Annotated in this window: 16 protein-coding genes; 4 read left to right on the plus strand and 12 right to left on the minus strand. The window is 71.3% G+C overall.

Features of this window, described 5'->3' with window-relative positions; all coding sequences use genetic code 11:
- Positions 1-12: 12 nt before the first annotated feature.
- The 7 genes from ACN263_RS09990 to ACN263_RS10020 form a co-directional block, all read right to left on the minus strand.
- Positions 13-1,074, minus strand: coding sequence for an ABC transporter permease (locus ACN263_RS09990; protein WP_422739521.1), 1,062 nt, complete (start codon positions 1,072-1,074; stop codon positions 13-15).
- Positions 1,071-1,964, minus strand: coding sequence for an ABC transporter ATP-binding protein (locus ACN263_RS09995; RefSeq protein WP_422739522.1), 894 nt, complete (start codon positions 1,962-1,964; stop codon positions 1,071-1,073). The genes ACN263_RS09990 and ACN263_RS09995 overlap by 4 nt, the downstream gene beginning before the upstream one ends.
- A gap of 81 nt (positions 1,965-2,045) precedes the next feature.
- On the minus strand, positions 2,046-2,732 hold the full coding sequence (locus ACN263_RS10000; RefSeq protein WP_422740658.1) for a response regulator: 687 nt from the start codon (positions 2,730-2,732) through the stop codon (positions 2,046-2,048).
- Between the two features lie 26 nt (positions 2,733-2,758).
- A complete protein-coding gene (locus tag ACN263_RS10005) occupies positions 2,759-4,096 on the minus strand; it encodes a sensor histidine kinase (RefSeq protein WP_422739523.1) in 1,338 nt (445 codons plus the stop codon).
- Between the two features lie 101 nt (positions 4,097-4,197).
- On the minus strand, positions 4,198-5,148 hold the full coding sequence (locus ACN263_RS10010; protein WP_422739524.1) for a permease prefix domain 1-containing protein: 951 nt from the start codon (positions 5,146-5,148) through the stop codon (positions 4,198-4,200).
- Entirely contained in the window at positions 5,145-5,486 is a 342-nt protein-coding gene (locus ACN263_RS10015; protein ID WP_421475825.1) for a PadR family transcriptional regulator, read from the minus strand. Before ACN263_RS10015 ends, ACN263_RS10010 begins: the two co-directional genes overlap by 4 nt.
- 116 nt (positions 5,487-5,602) lie before the next feature.
- Complete coding sequence (locus tag ACN263_RS10020) at positions 5,603-6,196, minus strand: hypothetical protein (RefSeq protein ID WP_422739525.1); 594 nt, start codon at positions 6,194-6,196, stop codon at positions 5,603-5,605.
- Between the two features lie 122 nt (positions 6,197-6,318).
- On the opposite strand from ACN263_RS10020, the gene ACN263_RS10025 reads away from it, so the two are divergent.
- Positions 6,319-7,782, plus strand: a complete 1,464-nt coding sequence (locus tag ACN263_RS10025) for a serine/threonine-protein kinase (protein WP_422739526.1) — start codon at positions 6,319-6,321, stop codon at positions 7,780-7,782.
- A 24-nt stretch (positions 7,783-7,806) separates the two neighbouring features.
- On the opposite strand, the gene ACN263_RS10030 is transcribed toward ACN263_RS10025, so the two are convergent.
- The 4 genes from ACN263_RS10030 to ACN263_RS10045 form a co-directional block, all read right to left on the minus strand.
- On the minus strand, positions 7,807-8,331 hold the full coding sequence (locus ACN263_RS10030; RefSeq protein ID WP_422739527.1) for a hypothetical protein: 525 nt from the start codon (positions 8,329-8,331) through the stop codon (positions 7,807-7,809).
- On the minus strand, positions 8,328-8,867 hold the full coding sequence (locus ACN263_RS10035; protein ID WP_422739528.1) for an RNA polymerase sigma factor: 540 nt from the start codon (positions 8,865-8,867) through the stop codon (positions 8,328-8,330). Before ACN263_RS10035 ends, ACN263_RS10030 begins: the two co-directional genes overlap by 4 nt.
- Positions 8,868-8,958: 91 nt before the next feature.
- Complete coding sequence (locus tag ACN263_RS10040; RefSeq protein WP_422739529.1) at positions 8,959-9,579, minus strand: L-threonylcarbamoyladenylate synthase; 621 nt, start codon at positions 9,577-9,579, stop codon at positions 8,959-8,961.
- A gap of 45 nt (positions 9,580-9,624) precedes the next feature.
- Positions 9,625-9,969, minus strand: coding sequence for a hypothetical protein (locus ACN263_RS10045; RefSeq protein WP_422739530.1), 345 nt, complete (start codon positions 9,967-9,969; stop codon positions 9,625-9,627).
- A 266-nt stretch (positions 9,970-10,235) separates the two neighbouring features.
- On the opposite strand from ACN263_RS10045, the gene dnaE reads away from it, so the two are divergent.
- The gene (dnaE, locus tag ACN263_RS10050; protein ID WP_422739531.1) at positions 10,236-13,766 is read left to right on the plus strand and encodes a DNA polymerase III subunit alpha; all 3,531 of its coding nucleotides are present in this window, start codon (positions 10,236-10,238) and stop codon (positions 13,764-13,766) included.
- 56 nt (positions 13,767-13,822) lie between these two features.
- Here the strand turns inward: dnaE and abc-f are convergent, their stop codons facing one another.
- A complete protein-coding gene (gene abc-f, locus ACN263_RS10055; RefSeq protein ID WP_422739532.1) occupies positions 13,823-15,460 on the minus strand; it encodes a ribosomal protection-like ABC-F family protein in 1,638 nt (545 codons plus the stop codon).
- Between the two features lie 276 nt (positions 15,461-15,736).
- On the opposite strand from abc-f, the gene ACN263_RS10060 reads away from it, so the two are divergent.
- Together ACN263_RS10060 and ACN263_RS10065 are read left to right on the plus strand one after the other, a co-directional pair.
- The gene (locus tag ACN263_RS10060; protein WP_421475833.1) at positions 15,737-16,129 is read left to right on the plus strand and encodes a type II toxin-antitoxin system RelE/ParE family toxin; all 393 of its coding nucleotides are present in this window, start codon (positions 15,737-15,739) and stop codon (positions 16,127-16,129) included.
- A complete protein-coding gene (locus tag ACN263_RS10065) occupies positions 16,129-16,443 on the plus strand; it encodes a transcriptional regulator (protein WP_121654474.1) in 315 nt (104 codons plus the stop codon). Before ACN263_RS10060 ends, ACN263_RS10065 begins: the two co-directional genes overlap by 1 nt.
- Positions 16,444-16,449: the final 6 nt, after the last annotated feature.

A 16,449-nucleotide genomic window follows, 5' to 3' on the forward strand; every position in this document is an offset into this window, starting at 1 on the left:
CGGCCGACCGGCTCAGCCGATCGTCTCCCGCTCCCGCCAGGCGGTACGCAGCGAGGTTCGGCCGTTGGTGCGCAGCAGCGACCCCTCGTACACCCGGGCCCCGGCGAGGACGAACGCGCCGGCGGCGAGCAGCAGGACGACGAGCGAGACGATCGGCTCCCAGCCGGCCGCGTCGCCGGTGAACAGTCGCAGCGGCATGGCCGTGGGCGACGAGAACGGCAGGTAGGACAGCACCCGCATCGCGGTGGCGTTGTCGTTCAGAAAGATCACTGCGAAGAACGGCAGCATGACGGCGAGCTGCACCGGCGTCGACACCGCGGCGATGTCCTCCTGCCGGTTGGCCAGCGCGCCGGCCGCCGCCCACATGGCGGCGAGCAGCACGAAGCCGACGAGGAAGAACGGCACGAACCAGCCGATCGCCGGGGCGAGCAGGCTGAGCAACCCCGCACTGTCGCCGATCTGCAGCCCGAGCACCGCCACCACGGCGATCAGGGCGATCTGCGCGAAGGCCAGGATGGCCCCGGCCACCACCTTCCCGGCCAGCAGGGCCCGGACCGGCACCGCGGCGACCAGGATCTCCACGATCCGGGTCTGCTTCTCCTCGATGACGCTCTGCGCGATCTGCACGCCGAAGGTCTGCGAGGTGAGGAAGAAGACGAACGCGAAGACGAACGGCACCAGGAACGCCACCACCGGATCGACCGCGTCCGGGTCGAGCAGGCGGACGGTCGGCTGGGTGCTCAGGGCCCGCACCACGTCGTCGGGGACGTCGTCCATGGCCAGGACGGCCGGTCCGGTGACCACCGCGGCATCCACGTCGTCGTCGCGGACGGCCCGCTCGGCGGCCCGGTCGTCGGGGACGACCCGTACCTCGAGCCCGGCGGCGCGCAGCGGGGCGGCCATGCTCTCGGTCACCGCCACGGTGGACGGCCCGCCGGAGAACAGCGGGGGCAGGATGGTGCCCGCCGCGGCGATCAGCAGGAAGAACAGGGTGCCGAACAGGAAGGTGCGGTCGCGGAGCTTGACCCGGATCTCGCGTTCGGCGACCAGCCGGGTGGCCTGGGTGACGTTCACTGGGTGACCTCTCGGAAGATCTCGGTGAGCGAGGGGCTGACCGGGCGGAAGGAGCGGACCGGGCCGCGCTCCAGAGCTGCCCGCAGCACGGGCTGTTCGTCGGTGCCGGTCGGCAGGTCGAAGACCACCCGTGCGCCGTCCAACTCGACCACCGTCGCCCCGGGGTGGTCGCGTACCCAGCCGGCGTCGTGCTCCACGACCAGCTCGAACCGGGGCACGGTGTACGAGTCGCGCAGTTGCTGGCGGCTGCCGGCGGCCCGGATCACCCCGTCCCCGATGATCACCAGGTCGTCGCAGAGGCGTTCCACGACGTCGAGCTGGTGACTGGAGAAGAGCACCGGCACACCGGCCGAGGCCCGTTCCCGCAGCACGGCCACGACGGTCTCCACGGCCAGCGGGTCCAGGCCGGAGAACGGTTCGTCGAGCACCAGCATCTCGGGGTCGTGTACCAGCGCGGCGGCGATCTGGGCGCGCTGCTGGTTGCCGAGCGACAGCGTCTCCAGCAGGTCGTCGCCGCGTTCACCGAGCCCGACCCGGTCCAGCAGCGCGTCGGTGGAACGCCGGGCCGCGCCGGCGTCCAACCCGTGCAGTCGGCCCAGGTAGGTCACCTGCTCGCGGGTCGTCATCTTGGGGTAGAGGCCCCGCTCCTCCGGCATGTAGCCGAAGCGCCGACGGTCCTGCCGGGTCAGCGTCGTGCCGCCCCAGCTCACCTCGCCGGCGTCCGGGGCGAGGACACCCAGGATGATCCGCATGGTGGTGGTCTTGCCGGCGCCGTTGGCGCCCACGAAACCGGTCATCCGGCCGGCGGACACCTCGAAGGACACGTTCCTGAGCACCTGACGGTCGCCGAAGCTACGGTCGACGCCGTCGAGGCGAAGCGTTCTGGTCACGCACCCACGCTAGATCGAGTACGCCGTCGCGCCGTCCGCCCGGCGGCTGAACGGGTGGGTCCGCCTCGCGGTGGACGCCGGTCACCCGCCGGGCCGGACCACCCCGTTCTCGTACGCGAACACCACGGCCTGCACCCGGTCACGCAGGCCGAGTTTGGCCAGCACCCGACTCACATGAGTCTTCACCGTCGCCTCGCCCAGGTGGATGGTCGCGGCGATCTCCGCGTTGCTCGATCCGGCGGCGATCAGCATCAGCACCTCCCGCTCGCGCGGGGTCAGCTCGGCCAGCGCGGCCTCGGCGTCCAGGCCCCGGTAGGCGGTGCCCGCCGGGTCGCCGGGTCGGGCGAAGGTGGAGATCACCCGGCGGGTGATCTCCGGGGCGAGCAGACCATCGCCCCTGGCCAGCACCCGGATCGCCTCGACCAGCTCCTCCGGTGTGCCGTTCTTGAGCAGGAAGCCGCTGGCCCCGGCCCGCAGCGCGGCGAACAGGTAGTCGTCGCGGTCGAAGGTCGTGAGGATCAACACCGCGGGGGCCCCGGGGCCGTCGGCGACGATCCGCCGGGTGGCCTCCAGGCCGTCCATCCCGGGCATCTCCACATCCATGAGTACGACGTCGGGGCGGGTGGCCCGGGTCATGCTGACGGCCCGTTCGCCGTCGGCGGCCTCGCCGACCACCTCGATGTCGTCCTCCACCTCCAGGATGACCCGGAAGCCGGTACGGACGAGGTGCTGGTCGTCGGCGAGCAGCACCCGGACCGTCGGGCCGATGTCGGGCGCGTGCTGGGCTGTCGCGCTCACGCCGGGGCCTCCGCGTCGGCTGCCGCCCGGTGGTGGTCGGCCGGCTCCCGCTGCGGGCTGATCGTGCGCACCGCCGACCCGTCGAGGGGGAAGCGGGCGCGGACCCGCCAGCCGCCGCCGGTTCGTTGCCCGACCTCCAGGTCGCCGTCGTGGGCGGTGACCCGTTCGCGCATGCCGAGCAGGCCCAGTCCGCCGGTGTCGGCCCGGCCACCGCCGCGCCCGTCGTCGGTCACGTCGACCTCGACCTCCCGGGCCAGGTAGCGGACCCGTACGTCCAGCAGCGCCGCCTCGGCGTGCTTGAGGGTGTTGGTCACCGCCTCCTGCGTCACCCGGTAGGCCGTCTGGGAGACCGACTCGGGCAGCGCGACCGGGTCGCCGTACACCCCGAGGGTCGCCGTGAGGCCGGCGGCCCGGGCCCGCTCGACCAGCTCGCCGATCCGTTCGACGCCGCCGGCCGGCGGCGTCGCGGCGTCGGTGCCGGTGGAGGTCCGCAGCACGCCGAGCATCCGGCGCAGCTCGTCGACGGCGGTACGGGCGCTCTGTTCGATGGCCGTCAGCGCGGTGCGGGCCTTGCCCGGGTCGCGGTCGAACACCCGCCGGCAGGCGGATGCCTGCACGCCCATCACCGACACGTGGTGGGCGACCACGTCGTGCAGCTCCCGGGCGATACGGACGCGTTCGCCGAGCACCGCCCGTTCCCGGGCGGTGGCCTGCGACCGGCGCAGGTCCTCGGCCTGGGCGCGCAGCTCGTGCTCGCGGCGGGCGGCCACCCAGGCGGTCTCACCGAAGAAGTACGCGAAGCCGAGGACCAGCACGTTGAGCAGCACGCCGGTGACCATCATGGCGAGCCTCGGCGGCACCGGACCGACCGCGTCGGAGAAGGCATCCGCCGGGATGTGGTCGATCATCACCGCGTAGTAGATCCCCAACCAGGCGAACATCGCGGCGATCACGCCGATGCGCAGCCGACGGGCCAGCTGGCGGTTCCGCCCCCAGGCGCCGACGGTGTAGAGCGTGCAGAACAGGGCCCACGCGGAGAACTGGGTCTCCGGTGCCGAGCGGGCCTGAGCGGCGACGAACACCACCGCGACGACCAGCAGCGTCGCGCCCGGCCACCGCCGTCGCCAGATCAGCGGCACGGTCACGGCGACGGTCCAGAACAGCTGCTCCGGCCCGGACGGCGGCGGACCCAGCAGGAACGCTCCGGTGCTGCGGGCCAGGGTGAGGCTGACCAACGCCAGCGCGGTGATCCCCAGGCCGATCCAGATGTCGTTTCGGCGCTGTTCCGCCGTCGGACCCGGTCGGGCCCACTCCTCCCGCATGACCGTGCTCATCCAGGAACGATGCCACGTCGCTCGGCGGCCCGTCGACCGGGCGGGTCAACGGGCGGCGGCCCGGCGCGGGGTACGCGCCGGGCCTCCGTCTGCGGTGTCGCTCAAGCCGTCGTCTGCTGGCGGGTCTTGCGGGCGGTGTCGATCAGGTCCCAGACCACGATCGCGGCCGCGCCCACCGCGATGGCCAGGCCGAGACCGTCCCGGTTGTCGGGCTCCGCCACCCAGCTCAGGCGCTCGGCCAGGGCCGGGTTGAGCAGCCGGTCGGAGAGCGCCAGCCAGGCCAGCGGCACCGCGAACGCCAGGTCGAGCAGCACCTTCGTGCCGAACAGGGGCCAGGTCCAGCGGTCGATCCGGTACTTGACGATCTCGAAGACAACGCTGAGGACCAGCACCCCGATCAGGGCCGGCAGCCAGAACGACCACAGCGCCGGGTCGAGGATGGCGATGTTCTCGCCGTCGGTGCCGTTCACCCAGGAGTGGTAGTGCTGCAACGGCAGGTACGCGATGGTCAGCACCAGCATGATCACCGATGCGATGGTGTCGGCGAGAGGGATGCCCCGTCGTACCGGCGCGTCGGGCAGTTGGTCGACGGTCCACCTCGGCAGGTCCACGGCCGTCTGGGTGCGCTCGATGACGGCGAAGGTCAGGGTGAGCCAGAAGGCGATCTGCACGGCCACCTGCATGGCCGTCACGATGCCGGGACCGATGGCGCCGAAGCCCTTTCCTTCCGCCGCCTCGACCACCGTGACGACCGTGCCGACGAGCGCCGGGATGAAGCTGAGCAGCAGCTTCAGCAGTCGCAGCCAGATCAGGTAGTAGGTCGGGCCGATGAGTTGCAGTCGGCGGTCGGCGTACCGGGCGGCGAGCAGGTCGGGGTTGCCCAACTCGGTGAGCACCTCCCGCTCGGCGGTGCTGGCGTCCTGCCCGCCGTCGGTCCGGCCCTCGATCATGTCGTCGATGGAGGCGCGCAACTCGGTGGCGATCTCGTCGCGGCGCGGGGCGGGCACCGAGCGCAGGGTGGCGGCGAGGTAGCGATCGGTCAGGGTGTTCATCGGTCCGCTCCTTGGATCAAGCCGTTGATGGAGGTCTGTACGGCGGCGAGGTCGTCCAGGAGCCGGCTCAGCATCGACTCGCCCTCGTCGCTGGTCCGGTAGAACTTGCGCGGTCGGCTCTCCTCGGTGTTCCACTCGCTGGTCAGCAGGCCCTGGTCCTCCAGGCGGCGCAGCAGCGGGTAGAGCGTGTTCGCGTCCACCGGGAAACCGTGGTCGGTGAGCCGTTGCAGCAGTGCGTAGCCGTAGTCCGGTCGCCGGAGCGCGACCAGGCTGGCCACCACGACGGTGCCTCGACGCAACTCCTGCAGATGCGTCCGTAGAACGTCCTCGCTAACCATGCGTCACATCATACTGTGTGGCACACACTGTTGTCTACGCCGATGTCATTGTGTCGGCTGTGGGTACGCGAAGCGGGGCGCCCGGTCGACACCGGACGCCCCGCCACCTGCGCGAATCAGCAGGACCCGCCCTGGCGGAAGTTCCGCTCCACGTAGTTGGCCAGACCGACCTGGAAGTAGCCGACGCCCGGCCGGATCGGGTGGCCGGTGAACAGCTCCACCCGCGACCCGACGCGAACCAGGTACGCCTCGGCGTCCCCCGCGTCGTTACTGATCATCGACCCGCGCGGGCCGTAGATCGCCTCCAACTCCGCGAAGGACATGCCGACCCGGGCCCCGGCGGGCGACTGCGGCGGCGCGGTGGCCGTACCGACCTCCACCAGTCGTCCGTCGCGGAAGGCCAGCAGGAGGACACCGGCCCAGGAACCGGTCACGCCGGCGTTGACCACCGTGCCGCAGCCCGGCGCGGTCCAGCCGATGTGTCCGGCCGCGGTGAGCGCCGCCAGGCTGGCACCGATCCGGTACACGCCGGCGCCGCGGACGCTGAGCACCCGCGGGTGGGTGTGCCCGGGGGCGGGCGGGTCGTACGCCGGGGCCGCCGCGACACCGCCGGCCGGGGGCGCTGCCGCCGCCGGGCCCGCGACGGTCATCGGGACGAGCGTGCCGAGCGCCAGCGCGGCACTGGTGAGAAGGATCGAGGGACGATTCATGGTGCGCTCCTTCGGTGATGGGTCTCCTGCCCTGTTAGTCACCGCGCCGGCGTCAGCGGTTCGTCGGCTTCCCGACCGACCCGGTCTACTGTGAGGAGACCGAGCTGGCCGGGGGTGACACGGTGACGGCTCCGCAGCGGATCGGGCCCTACGCCATCGAGCGACTGCTGGGCGTCGGCTCGTTCGCGACGGTCTGGTTGGGCTACGACGCGGTGCTCGACGCGCGGGTGGCGATCAAGGTGCTGGCCGAGAACTGGAGCCACGACCTGCGGGTCCGGGAACGCTTCCTCGACGAGGCCCGACTGTTGCGCCGCCTGGAGCAGGACCGGCTGATCCGGGTGCACACCGTCGGTGAGTTGCCCGACGGCCGGCCGTACGCGGTCCTGGCCTGGGCGGACCGGGGGAGCCTGCGGGATCGCCTCGACCGCGGCGAGATCCCGGTGCCGACCGCGCTGTGGCTGCTCGGCGAGGTCTGCGCCGGGGTCGCCGTGCTGCACCGGCACGGCGTCGTGCACCGGGACCTCACCCCCGGCAACGTCCTGTTCCGCTCCGCCGGCCCGGACGCTCCCGACGCCGAACAGGTGCTGATCGCCGACCTCGGCCTCGCCAAGGCGCTCGCCGCCGCCTCGGGGCTGACCGCCCGGGCCGGCACCCCCGGCTACATGGCCCCTGAGCAGGACGACCCGGGCGCGGTGGTCGACACCCGCGCCGACGTGTACGGGCTCGGCCGGCTCGGCGTCCGGCTGCTGGCCGCCGACCCGCTGGACGCGCAGCCGTCCCGGCCCGGCCCGCCCCCGGATCTCCGGCTCCGCGAGGATGTGCCACCGGCGGTGGCGGCGGTGCTCGCGCGGGCGACCGCGTACCACCCGGCCGACCGCTATCCCGACGCCGCAGCCCTGCGGGCCGCGTTGACCCGCGCGTGCGACCTGGCGGAGCGGCCCGTCGCCCTGACCCGGGCGGGTGGCCCGCAAGGGCTGGTTGCGGCGGCCGGTTCGGGGCAGCGGCCACCGTCACCTCGGCCGAAGGTCCGCCGTCCGCGCCGGTCGCTGCTCGCCGGGGTGGCCGTCGTGGTCGCCGTCGCGGTGAGCCAGGTGGCCGCCGAACCGGGAGGCACCGGATCGGGCCGGTCGGCGGGCGGCACGTACACGACCGGGCCGCTGACCGTGGCGTTGCCGCCCGGCTGGTCCGCCACGGGAGCGACCTGGGCCGGCCAGTACGGCGCCGACGGCGAACCCGAACCAGCCCTGGTGATGTCGCCGCGCCCCCGCCGCTGGGCCGCCGACCTCCGACTGCCCGGCGCGTTCGTCGGCCTCTCGGCCACCACGGCGGCCCGCACCACGCCGGCCGGCTTCCTGGTCGAGCGCACGCACGGGGACTGCGCGCCCACGCCGTCCCGCACCACCCGACAGGCGGGCGTGGCCTGGACGGTGGTGCTTTACGTCTGCGACCGGGGCCGGCCGCGGATCGTCGAGTCGGCCGGCCTGCACCCCGACGGCTCCGCCCTGGTGTACGTGCAGATCGCCCCGCCGGCGGGCAGCGGACCCGAGTTCGTCGACACCCTGCTCGCCGGTGTACGGGTGCGCTGACCCGCCCCGGGGCAGACCAGCCCGTCAGTGGATCACCACGGTGATGGTGTGCTCCCGACCCTCCTTCGGAATCGTCACGGCGACGGTGCCGGGGCGGACGAAGCGGACGTCCACCACGCCCGCCTCGTACTGCTGGGAGACCAGTTCCGGGCGGTCCACGGTGACGAGCCCCGGCCCGATGCCCTGGATCCGCAGGACCGCACCGGTCGCGAAGCAGAGCGATCGCAGCAGCTCGATCTCGGTCTCGGCGAGCGGCAGGTCGTAACGGACCGCGCCCAGACAGGCCGGCGTCGCGGGCGTCGGCGGGGGAGTCGTCCGGGGCGTACCCCATGGTTTGGATGGCGCGGGCGGACGCCCGCTGGGCGGCGGCGGTCGGGACGGCGACGCGGCGGGCGCGGGGGTTGCGGAGATCGCCGAGGGTGTCGGCGTCGATGGGGTCGGGCCGGGCGGCTGGACGGGCAGCGGCGAGACGGCCTCGGCGCCGCAGGCCGCGACCCCCACGGTGGCCGCGAGGACGACGGCGAGCCGGCGCAACGACGCCGGGCTCATCCGGCGTCGAGCCGTTGCCGGACCTGGCGGCGGGCCAGGTGCAACCGGGACTTCACCGTGCCCACCGGAAGGTCGAGCAGGGCGGCGATCTCCGGGTAGCTCAGCCCGAGCACGTCGCGCAGGGCCACCACCTCGGCGTGGTCGGGGTGGACCGCGTCGAACGCGTCGAGCAGATCGAGGCGGGTGCCCGCGACCACGCTGGTCCGTCGGGGATCGGCCTGATCGGGCACCGGAACGCCGCCGGCCTCCAGTCGACAGCGGCGGCGCAGCGTGCGGTACGTGGAGCGGGCCCGATTGGCGGCCAGCCGATGCAGCCAGGTGCGGAACGAGGAGCGACCCTCGAACCGGGTGATGCCGCCGGCCAGCGCCAGGAGTGTGTCCTGGCAGGCTTCCTCGGCGTCCTGGCGGTTGGGCAGGAATCGGGCGCACAGCCGCAGCGCCTCCGGACGCACCGCGACCAGCAGGGCGTCCAGCGCCGGCGGGTCGCCCTGCGCGGCGCGACGGGCCAGGGCGTCGAGATCAGCGGGGTCGGGCATGCCGGGTGTCCAATGCTCGCCGGTGACCGATCCTCAAGCGTACGGCCGGCGGCGGTGGTCCGCCCTCGTCCGGTCCGGCACCCGACCCGGGCTACTCGAAGCGGGACGCGTCGCCGGCACCCCGGCGCAGGATCTCCGGCTCCGGGCCGGACAGGTCGATCACCGTCGTCGGCTCCATGCCGCACTCGCCGGCGTCCAGCACCGCGTCGAGTTGGTGGTCGAGCTGTTCCTTGATCTCCCACCCCTGCGTCATCGGCTCGTCCTCGCCGGGCAGCGTCAGGGTGCTGGACACCAGCGGCTCGCCCAACTCGGCCAGCAGCGCCTGGGTCACCGTGTGCCGGGGCACCCGTACGCCGACGGTCCGCTTCTTCGGGTGCAGCATCCGGCGGGGCACCTCCTTCGTGGCCGGCAGGATGAACGTGTAGCTGCCCGGCGTGGACGCCTTCACCAGCCGGAACACCGCGTTGCTGATCTGCACGAACTGGCCGAGCTGCGCGAAGTCCCGGCAGACCAGGGTGAAGTGGTGCCGGTCGTCGAGATGGCGGATCTGCCGGATCCGGTCCAGCCCGTCCTGGTTGCCCAACTGGATGCCGAGCGCGTAGCAGGAGTCCGTCGGGTACGCGACCAGCCCACCGCCGCGGATCAGGTCGGCAACCTGGCCGATGATCCGCGGCTGCGGGTTCTCCGGGTGTACGTCGTAATACCTCGCCATGGGGTTGAGACTAGGCGGCAGTGTCCGCGCCGACGGGACGGGCTGTCATCGGGGGTAGATCTCCACATACGGCGAGTAGATCCAGCCGCGGTCGGTCTCGTACCAGAGGTTGTTGGCAGAATTGCGGTATCGGGCCTGAATGACCACATCCGTGCCGTACGCCAGGTGGGCATGGACGTAGCAGTTCTCTGCCGGTCCGGTGTGCACCGCCGCCTTGTCCTTCACCACGTAGGCCAACGTGTGTTCTTTGAGCGGCACATAGATGGAGCAGGAGGCCTGTGTGCCGATCGGTCCAGCCTGGGCCGGTACTCCCGTGGACGCGACGGCGGGCGCGGCGGCGGCGGGCGCCAACAGGAGCCCGGCCAGCAGGGCAACGAAGGTCCTGTTCATTCTTTTGATCATCGAAGCGTCTCCTGCCTCAACTGACCCGCGGAACGGGATGGCCGATCACACATCGAAGCCTAACAATCGGCTGCAAGGTCGTGTCCGGGACCGGATCGGTCCGCGTCTGCGATCGCCCGGGCTGCCGCTGGCCGACAGAGGAGACGCGGGCCACGACCCTCGGCGCGGACGGTGGAGCCGCCGAGATCACCTCGGTAGGGTAGGTGCCGGTCGGCTCCGACCACCTAGATCCACACCGCCGGGGGGCGCCACGCATGGCTGATTCGTTCGCGCATCTGCACGTGCACACCGAGTACTCGATGCTCGACGGAGCGGCCCGGTTGAAGGACCTGTTCGCCGAGGCCAACCGGCTGGGCATGCCGGCGGTGGCGATCACCGACCACGGCAACATGCACGGCGCGAACGACTTCTACAACCAGGCGATGGCCGCCGGGATCACCCCGATCCTGGGCGTCGAGGCGTACGTGGCGCCGGAGTCGCGCTACCACAAGGCGCGGGTCAAGTGGGGTCGGCCGGAGCAGAAGAGCGACGACGTCTCGGGTAACGGCGCGATCACCCACAAGACCATGTGGGCGAAGAACGCGCAGGGCCTGAAGAACCTGTTCACCCTGAACTCGCGGGCGTCCATGGAGGGGCACTACGTCAAGTGGCCCCGGATGGACATGGAGCTGATCGCCGAGCACGCCGAGGGGATCATGGCCACCACGGGCTGCCCGTCGGGGGCGGTGCAGACCCGGCTGCGGCTGGGGCAGTTCGACGAGGCGCTCAAGGTCGCGGCGAGCTACCAGGACATCTTCGGCAAGGAGAACTACTTCCTGGAGATCATGGATCACGGCCTCGACATCGAGCGCCGGGTCCGCGACGGCCTGACCGAGATCGCCCGCAAGCTGGACATCCCGCCGGTGGTCACCAACGACTCGCACTACACGCACGAGGCGCAGGCCACCGCGCACGACGTGCTGCTCTGCGTGCAGACCGGCAGCAACATCGACGACCCCAACCGGTTCCGGTTCGAGGGCGGCGGCTACTTCGTCAAGAGCGCCGACCAGATGCGCGCGGTCGACTCGTCCGAGCTGTGGCAGCAGGGCTGCCGCAACACCCTGCTGGTCGCCGAGAAGGTCGACCCGAAGGGCATGTTCGAGTTCCACAACCTGATGCCGCGCTTCCCGGTGCCCGAGGGCGAGACCGAGGAGTCCTGGTTCCGCAAGGAGACCTTCGCCGGGCTGGCCCGCCGCTACCCGAACGGCATCCCGGAGGGGCACGTCGTCCAGGCCGAGTACGAGCTGGGCGTCATCAACCAGATGGGCTTCCCGTCGTACTTCCTCGTGGTGGCCGACTTCATCCAGTGGGCCAAGAAGCAGGGCATCGCGGTGGGCCCGGGCCGTGGTTCGGCCGCCGGCTCGCTCGTCGCGTACGCGCTGGGCATCACCGACCTGGACCCGATCCCGCACGGCCTGATCTTCGAGCGGTTCCTCAACCCCGAGCGGGTCTCGATGCCGGATGTCGACATCGACTTCGACGAGCGCCGGCGCGGCGAGGTGATCAAGTACGTCACCGACAAGTGGGGTGAGGACAAGGTCGCCCAGATCGCCACCTTCGGCACGATCAAGGCGAAGGCCGCGATCAAGGACTCGGCGCGGGTGCTCGGTTTCCCGTACGCGGTCGGCGACCGGATCACCAAGGCCATGCCGCCGGCCGTGATGGGCAAGGACATCCCGCTCACCGGCATCTTCGACCCGAAGCACCCCCGGTACGCCGAGGCGGGCGAGATCCGCGGCCTGTACGACTCCGACCCGGACGTGCGCAAGGTGATCGACACGGCCAAGGGCATCGAGGGGCTGATCCGGCAGACCGGTGTGCACGCCGCCGGCGTCATCATGTCCGCCGAGCCGATCATCGAGCACATCCCGCTGATGCGCCGCGACGCCGACGGGGCGATCATCACGCAGTTCGACTACCCGACCTGCGAGTCGCTCGGGCTGCTGAAGATGGACTTCCTCGGCCTGCGCAACCTGACGATCATCGACGACGCGGTCAAGAACATCGAGCTGAACCACAACCTCAAGCTCGACCTGCTGGCCCTTCCGCTGGACGACCCGGCCGCGTACGAGCTGCTGGCCCGCGGAGACACCCTGGGCGTGTTCCAGCTCGACGGCGGGCCGATGCGGTCGCTGCTGCGGTTGATGAAGCCGGACAACTTCGAGGACATCTCGGCCGTGCTGGCGCTGTACCGGCCCGGCCCGATGGGCGTCGACTCGCACACCAACTACGCGCTGCGCAAGAACGGCCTCCAGGAGATCACCCCGATCCACCCGGAGCTGGAGGAGCCGCTGCGGGAGATCCTGGCCCCGACGCACGGCCTGATCGTCTACCAGGAGCAGGTGCAGCGCGCCGCGCAGATCCTCGCCGGCTACACGCTCGGCCAGGCGGACCTGCTGCGCCGGGCGATGGGTAAGAAGAAGAAGGAGATCCTCGACAAGGAGTTCATCCCGTTCCGGGACGGCTGCCGCGAGCGCGGCTACTCCGACGAGGCGATCCAGGCGGTGTGGGACGTCCTGGTGCCGTTCGCCGGGTACGCCTTCAACAAGGCGCACTCCGCCGCGTACGGCCTGGTCTCCTACTGGACGGCGTACCTCAAGGCGCACTACCCGGCCGAGTACATGGCCGGGCTGCTCACGTCCGTCGGCGACGACAAGGACAAGATGGCGCTCTACCTCTCGGAGTGCCGCCGGATGCGCATTCAGGTGCTGCCACCGGACGTGAACACCTCGGCCGGACCGTTCACCCCGGTCGGCAAGGACATCCGCTTCGGCCTGGCGGCGGTCCGCAACGTCGGCGCGAACGTGGTCGCCTCGATCATGCGGTGCCGCGAGGAGAAGGGCGAGTACACCGACTTCTACGACTTCCTGTCCAAGGTGGACGCGGTGGTGTGCAACAAGAAGACCATCGAATCGCTGATCAAGGCGGGCGCGTTCGACTCCATGGAGCACCCCCGCAAGGGTCTGCTCGCGGTGCACGCCGACGCCATCGACGCGTACGCCGACGTCAAGCGCAAGGAGGCTGTCGGCCAGTACGACCTGTTCGGCGCCGGCTTCGGCGACGCCGACACCGGCAGCACGACGGTGATGCCGGTCATCGGCGACAGCGAGTGGGAGAAGCGCGACAAGCTGGCCTTCGAGCGCGAGATGCTCGGCCTGTACGTCTCCGACCACCCGCTGTTCGGCCTGGAACACATCCTGGGCGCGGCGGCCGACACCACCATCGCCTCCCTCGCGGAGGACGGGGCGGTGCCCGACGGGGCGGTCGTCACCCTCGCCGGCATCCTCTCCGGCGTGCAGCGGCGGGTCACCAAGCAGGGCCGGGCGTGGGCCTCGGCCACTCTGGAGGACCTGGCCGGTGGCGTGGAGACGCTGTTCTTCCCGAACACCTACGAGGTGATCGGCCAGTACATCGCCGAGGACGCCATCGTGGTGGTCAAGGGCCGCGTCGACCGCCGCGACGACACCCCACGGATCATGGCGATGGACATGTCCATGCCGGACGTCAGCACCAGCGCCACCAACAAGCCGGTCACCCTCACCATCCCGGTGCACCGGTGCACGCCGCCGCTCGTGGAACGGCTCAAGGAGACCCTGGTGCTGCACCCCGGCGACACCGAGGTGCACGTCAAGCTGCTCAACGGCGGTCGTACCACCACCCTGCGGCTGGGCCCGTTCCGGGTGGCGGCGACGACCGCGCTGATGGGTGACCTCAAGAGCGTCCTCGGCCCGGCCAACGTGAGCTGACGGGCCGCGCGACCCGGCCGGCGCACGTCCGGCCGGGCCGCGCGACGCCGCCGTGCTCAGACCCGGTCGGGGGCCGCGATCTCGCGGAGCTGACCGTCGGCCAGCCGCAGCCACCGCTGCACGCCGATCTCGGCCAGGAACCGCTCGTCGTGGCTCACCACGACAAAAGCGCCCTGGTACGCGGTCAGCGCGCTTTCCAGTTGGCCGACGCTGACCAGGTCCAGGTTGTTGGTCGGCTCGTCGAGCAGCAGCAGTTGCGGCGCGGGCTCGGCGCAGAGCACACACGCCAGGGTGGCCCGCAGTCGTTCCCCGCCGGAGAGCACCCCGACGGGCAGGTTGACCCGGTTGCCCCGGAACAGGAACCGGGCCAGCAGGTTCATCCGCCGGGCGTCCGGCAGGCTCGGCGCGTACGCGGCGAAGTTCTCCGCCACCGTACGGTCGAGGTCCAGCAGGTCGAGGCGCTGCGACAGGTACGCGATCCGGCCGTCGCCCCGCTTCACCTCCCCGCCGGAAGGTGACAGGTCGCCCTGGATCAGGCGCAGCAGGGTCGACTTGCCCACGCCGTTCGCCCCGGTGAGCGCGATCCGTTCCGGTCCCCGGATCGTCAGGTCCGCGCCGTCGCCGCCGAACAGTTCCCGGTCGTCGAAGCGGGCCCGCATCCCCGTACCGGTGAAGACCGTCCGTCCGGCCGGGACGGTGGTGTCCGGCAGCTCCACGACGATCCGGTCCTCCTCACGGACCGCCCGGCCGGCCTCGTCCAGCCGGGCCTTGGCCTCGCCGAGCCGGGCCGAGTGCGTCCCCTGCGCCTTGCCCGCCGACTCCTGCGCGCTGCGCTTGAGCCCACCGGCGACGATCCGGGCCAGACCGGCGTTCTTCAGGTTCTTGGACGCGTTGCTGGCCCGCCGGTCGGCCCGCTCGCGGGCCTGTTGCATCTCCCGCTTCTCCCGCTTGACCTCCTGCTCCGCGTTGCGCAGGTTGCTCTCGGCCACCTCGCGCGCCGCCCGCACCGCCTCGGTGTACGCGGTGAAGTTGCCCCCGTACCAGCGGATCTCGCCGCGGTCCAGCTCGGCGATGCGGTCCATCCGGTCCAGCAGCTCCCGGTCGTGGCTGACCAGCAGCAGGCATCCGGACCAGTCGGTGAGCACGTCGTAGAGCTTGTGCCGGGCCGCCAGGTCCAGGTTGTTGGTCGGCTCGTCGAGTAGCAGCACGTCCGGTCGGCGCAGCAGCTGCGCGGCCAGCCCGAGGGAGACGACCTGGCCGCCGCTGAGCGTACGCAGCGGCCGGTCGAGCGACAGCTCGCCGAGGCCGAGCCGGTCCAGCTCGGAGCGGGTGCGCTCCTCGATGTCCCAGTCGTCGCCGATGGTGGCGAAGTGGGCCTCGCTCGCGTCGCCGGCCTCGATGGCGTGCAGCGCCGCGATCCGTTCGGCGACGCCGAGCACCTGCGCCACGGCCAGGTCACCGGCGAGCGGCAGGGTCTGCGGCAGGTACCCGAGCAGACCGTCGACGGTGACGCTGCCGCCGGTGGGCCGCAGCTCCCCGGCGATCAGCCGCAGCAGCGTGCTCTTGCCCGCGCCGTTGGGCGCGACCAGACCGGTGCGACCGCCGGGGACGCTGAAGGACAACTCCGCGAAGACCGGGGTGTCGTCCGGCCAGGAGAAGGACAGGTTCGAGCAGACGATGAATGCGTCAGACATGGTGGTTGACCTCGAAGGGTGGGCTGGGCGCGCGCACGGCGCCCGACGACGAACCGGGACCGGTGGAACGACGACATGGCCACGGCGGCCGCGCACACGCGCGCCGAACCGATGGCCGAACACGTCCGGTCTCACCCGGAGATGTCGTCGTCACCCGCCATGTCTGGTCTCCCTGGTCGTACTGCTACCCGACCGAACGAGTCTAACAACGGATCTCCGCCCCGCCACCGGGTTAGGTCGCAACGATCGGTGTATAGGCCGAGCTATAGTTGCCCCATGTCTCATGAGCCGCCACGTCGCTGGGCGATCAAGACGACAGCGGAAGTCCGCGACTGGTTGCGATCTCTGCGTCAGGCCGACCCTGCGACGTATCGGTCGGTCAACGTGGCGATCGACTTGCTCGCGGAGACCGGGCCGGGCCTCGGGCGTCCACTTGTCGACACCCTCCGAGGCTCTGCCATCAGCAACCTCAAGGAACTCCGCCCGAGGTCCGGGCGGGAGGTCGCCGTTCGGGTGCTGTTCGTCTTCGATCCCTGGTCTCAGGCCGTCCTGCTGGTGGCCGGCAACAAGGCGGGGAACTGGAATCGATGGTATGACCAGGCGATTCCGCTGGCCGAGATCGCGTACGAGGGCTGGCTTGCCTTCGAGAGGAAGCGGAGGGAGGGTTGATGAGCGACTTCCATGATTGGAATGACATCCGGGCCGAGCTGCACGACGGGGACGATGAGGCGCTCGACGCCGAACGTGCCCGAACGGAGGCGTGGATCAGCGCGTTCCACCTCGCCGAGGAGCGTAAGCGGCTGGGCTTGACCCAGCGCCAGGTGGCCGAGTTGATGGGTGTCACGCCCGGCCGAGTCAGCCAGATCGAGAACGGTGATCTTGAGGCCAACGAGGTCGCGACGCTGAGCCGATATGCCCGCGCGCTCGGTGCCCGGATGCGGATCATCTTCGACTACGGCGACGACTTGCGGCAGATCGCCTGATCGTTG

Source organism: Micromonospora sp. WMMD729 (assembly GCF_049315225.1).
Lineage (GTDB): Bacteria > Actinomycetota > Actinomycetes > Mycobacteriales > Micromonosporaceae > Micromonospora.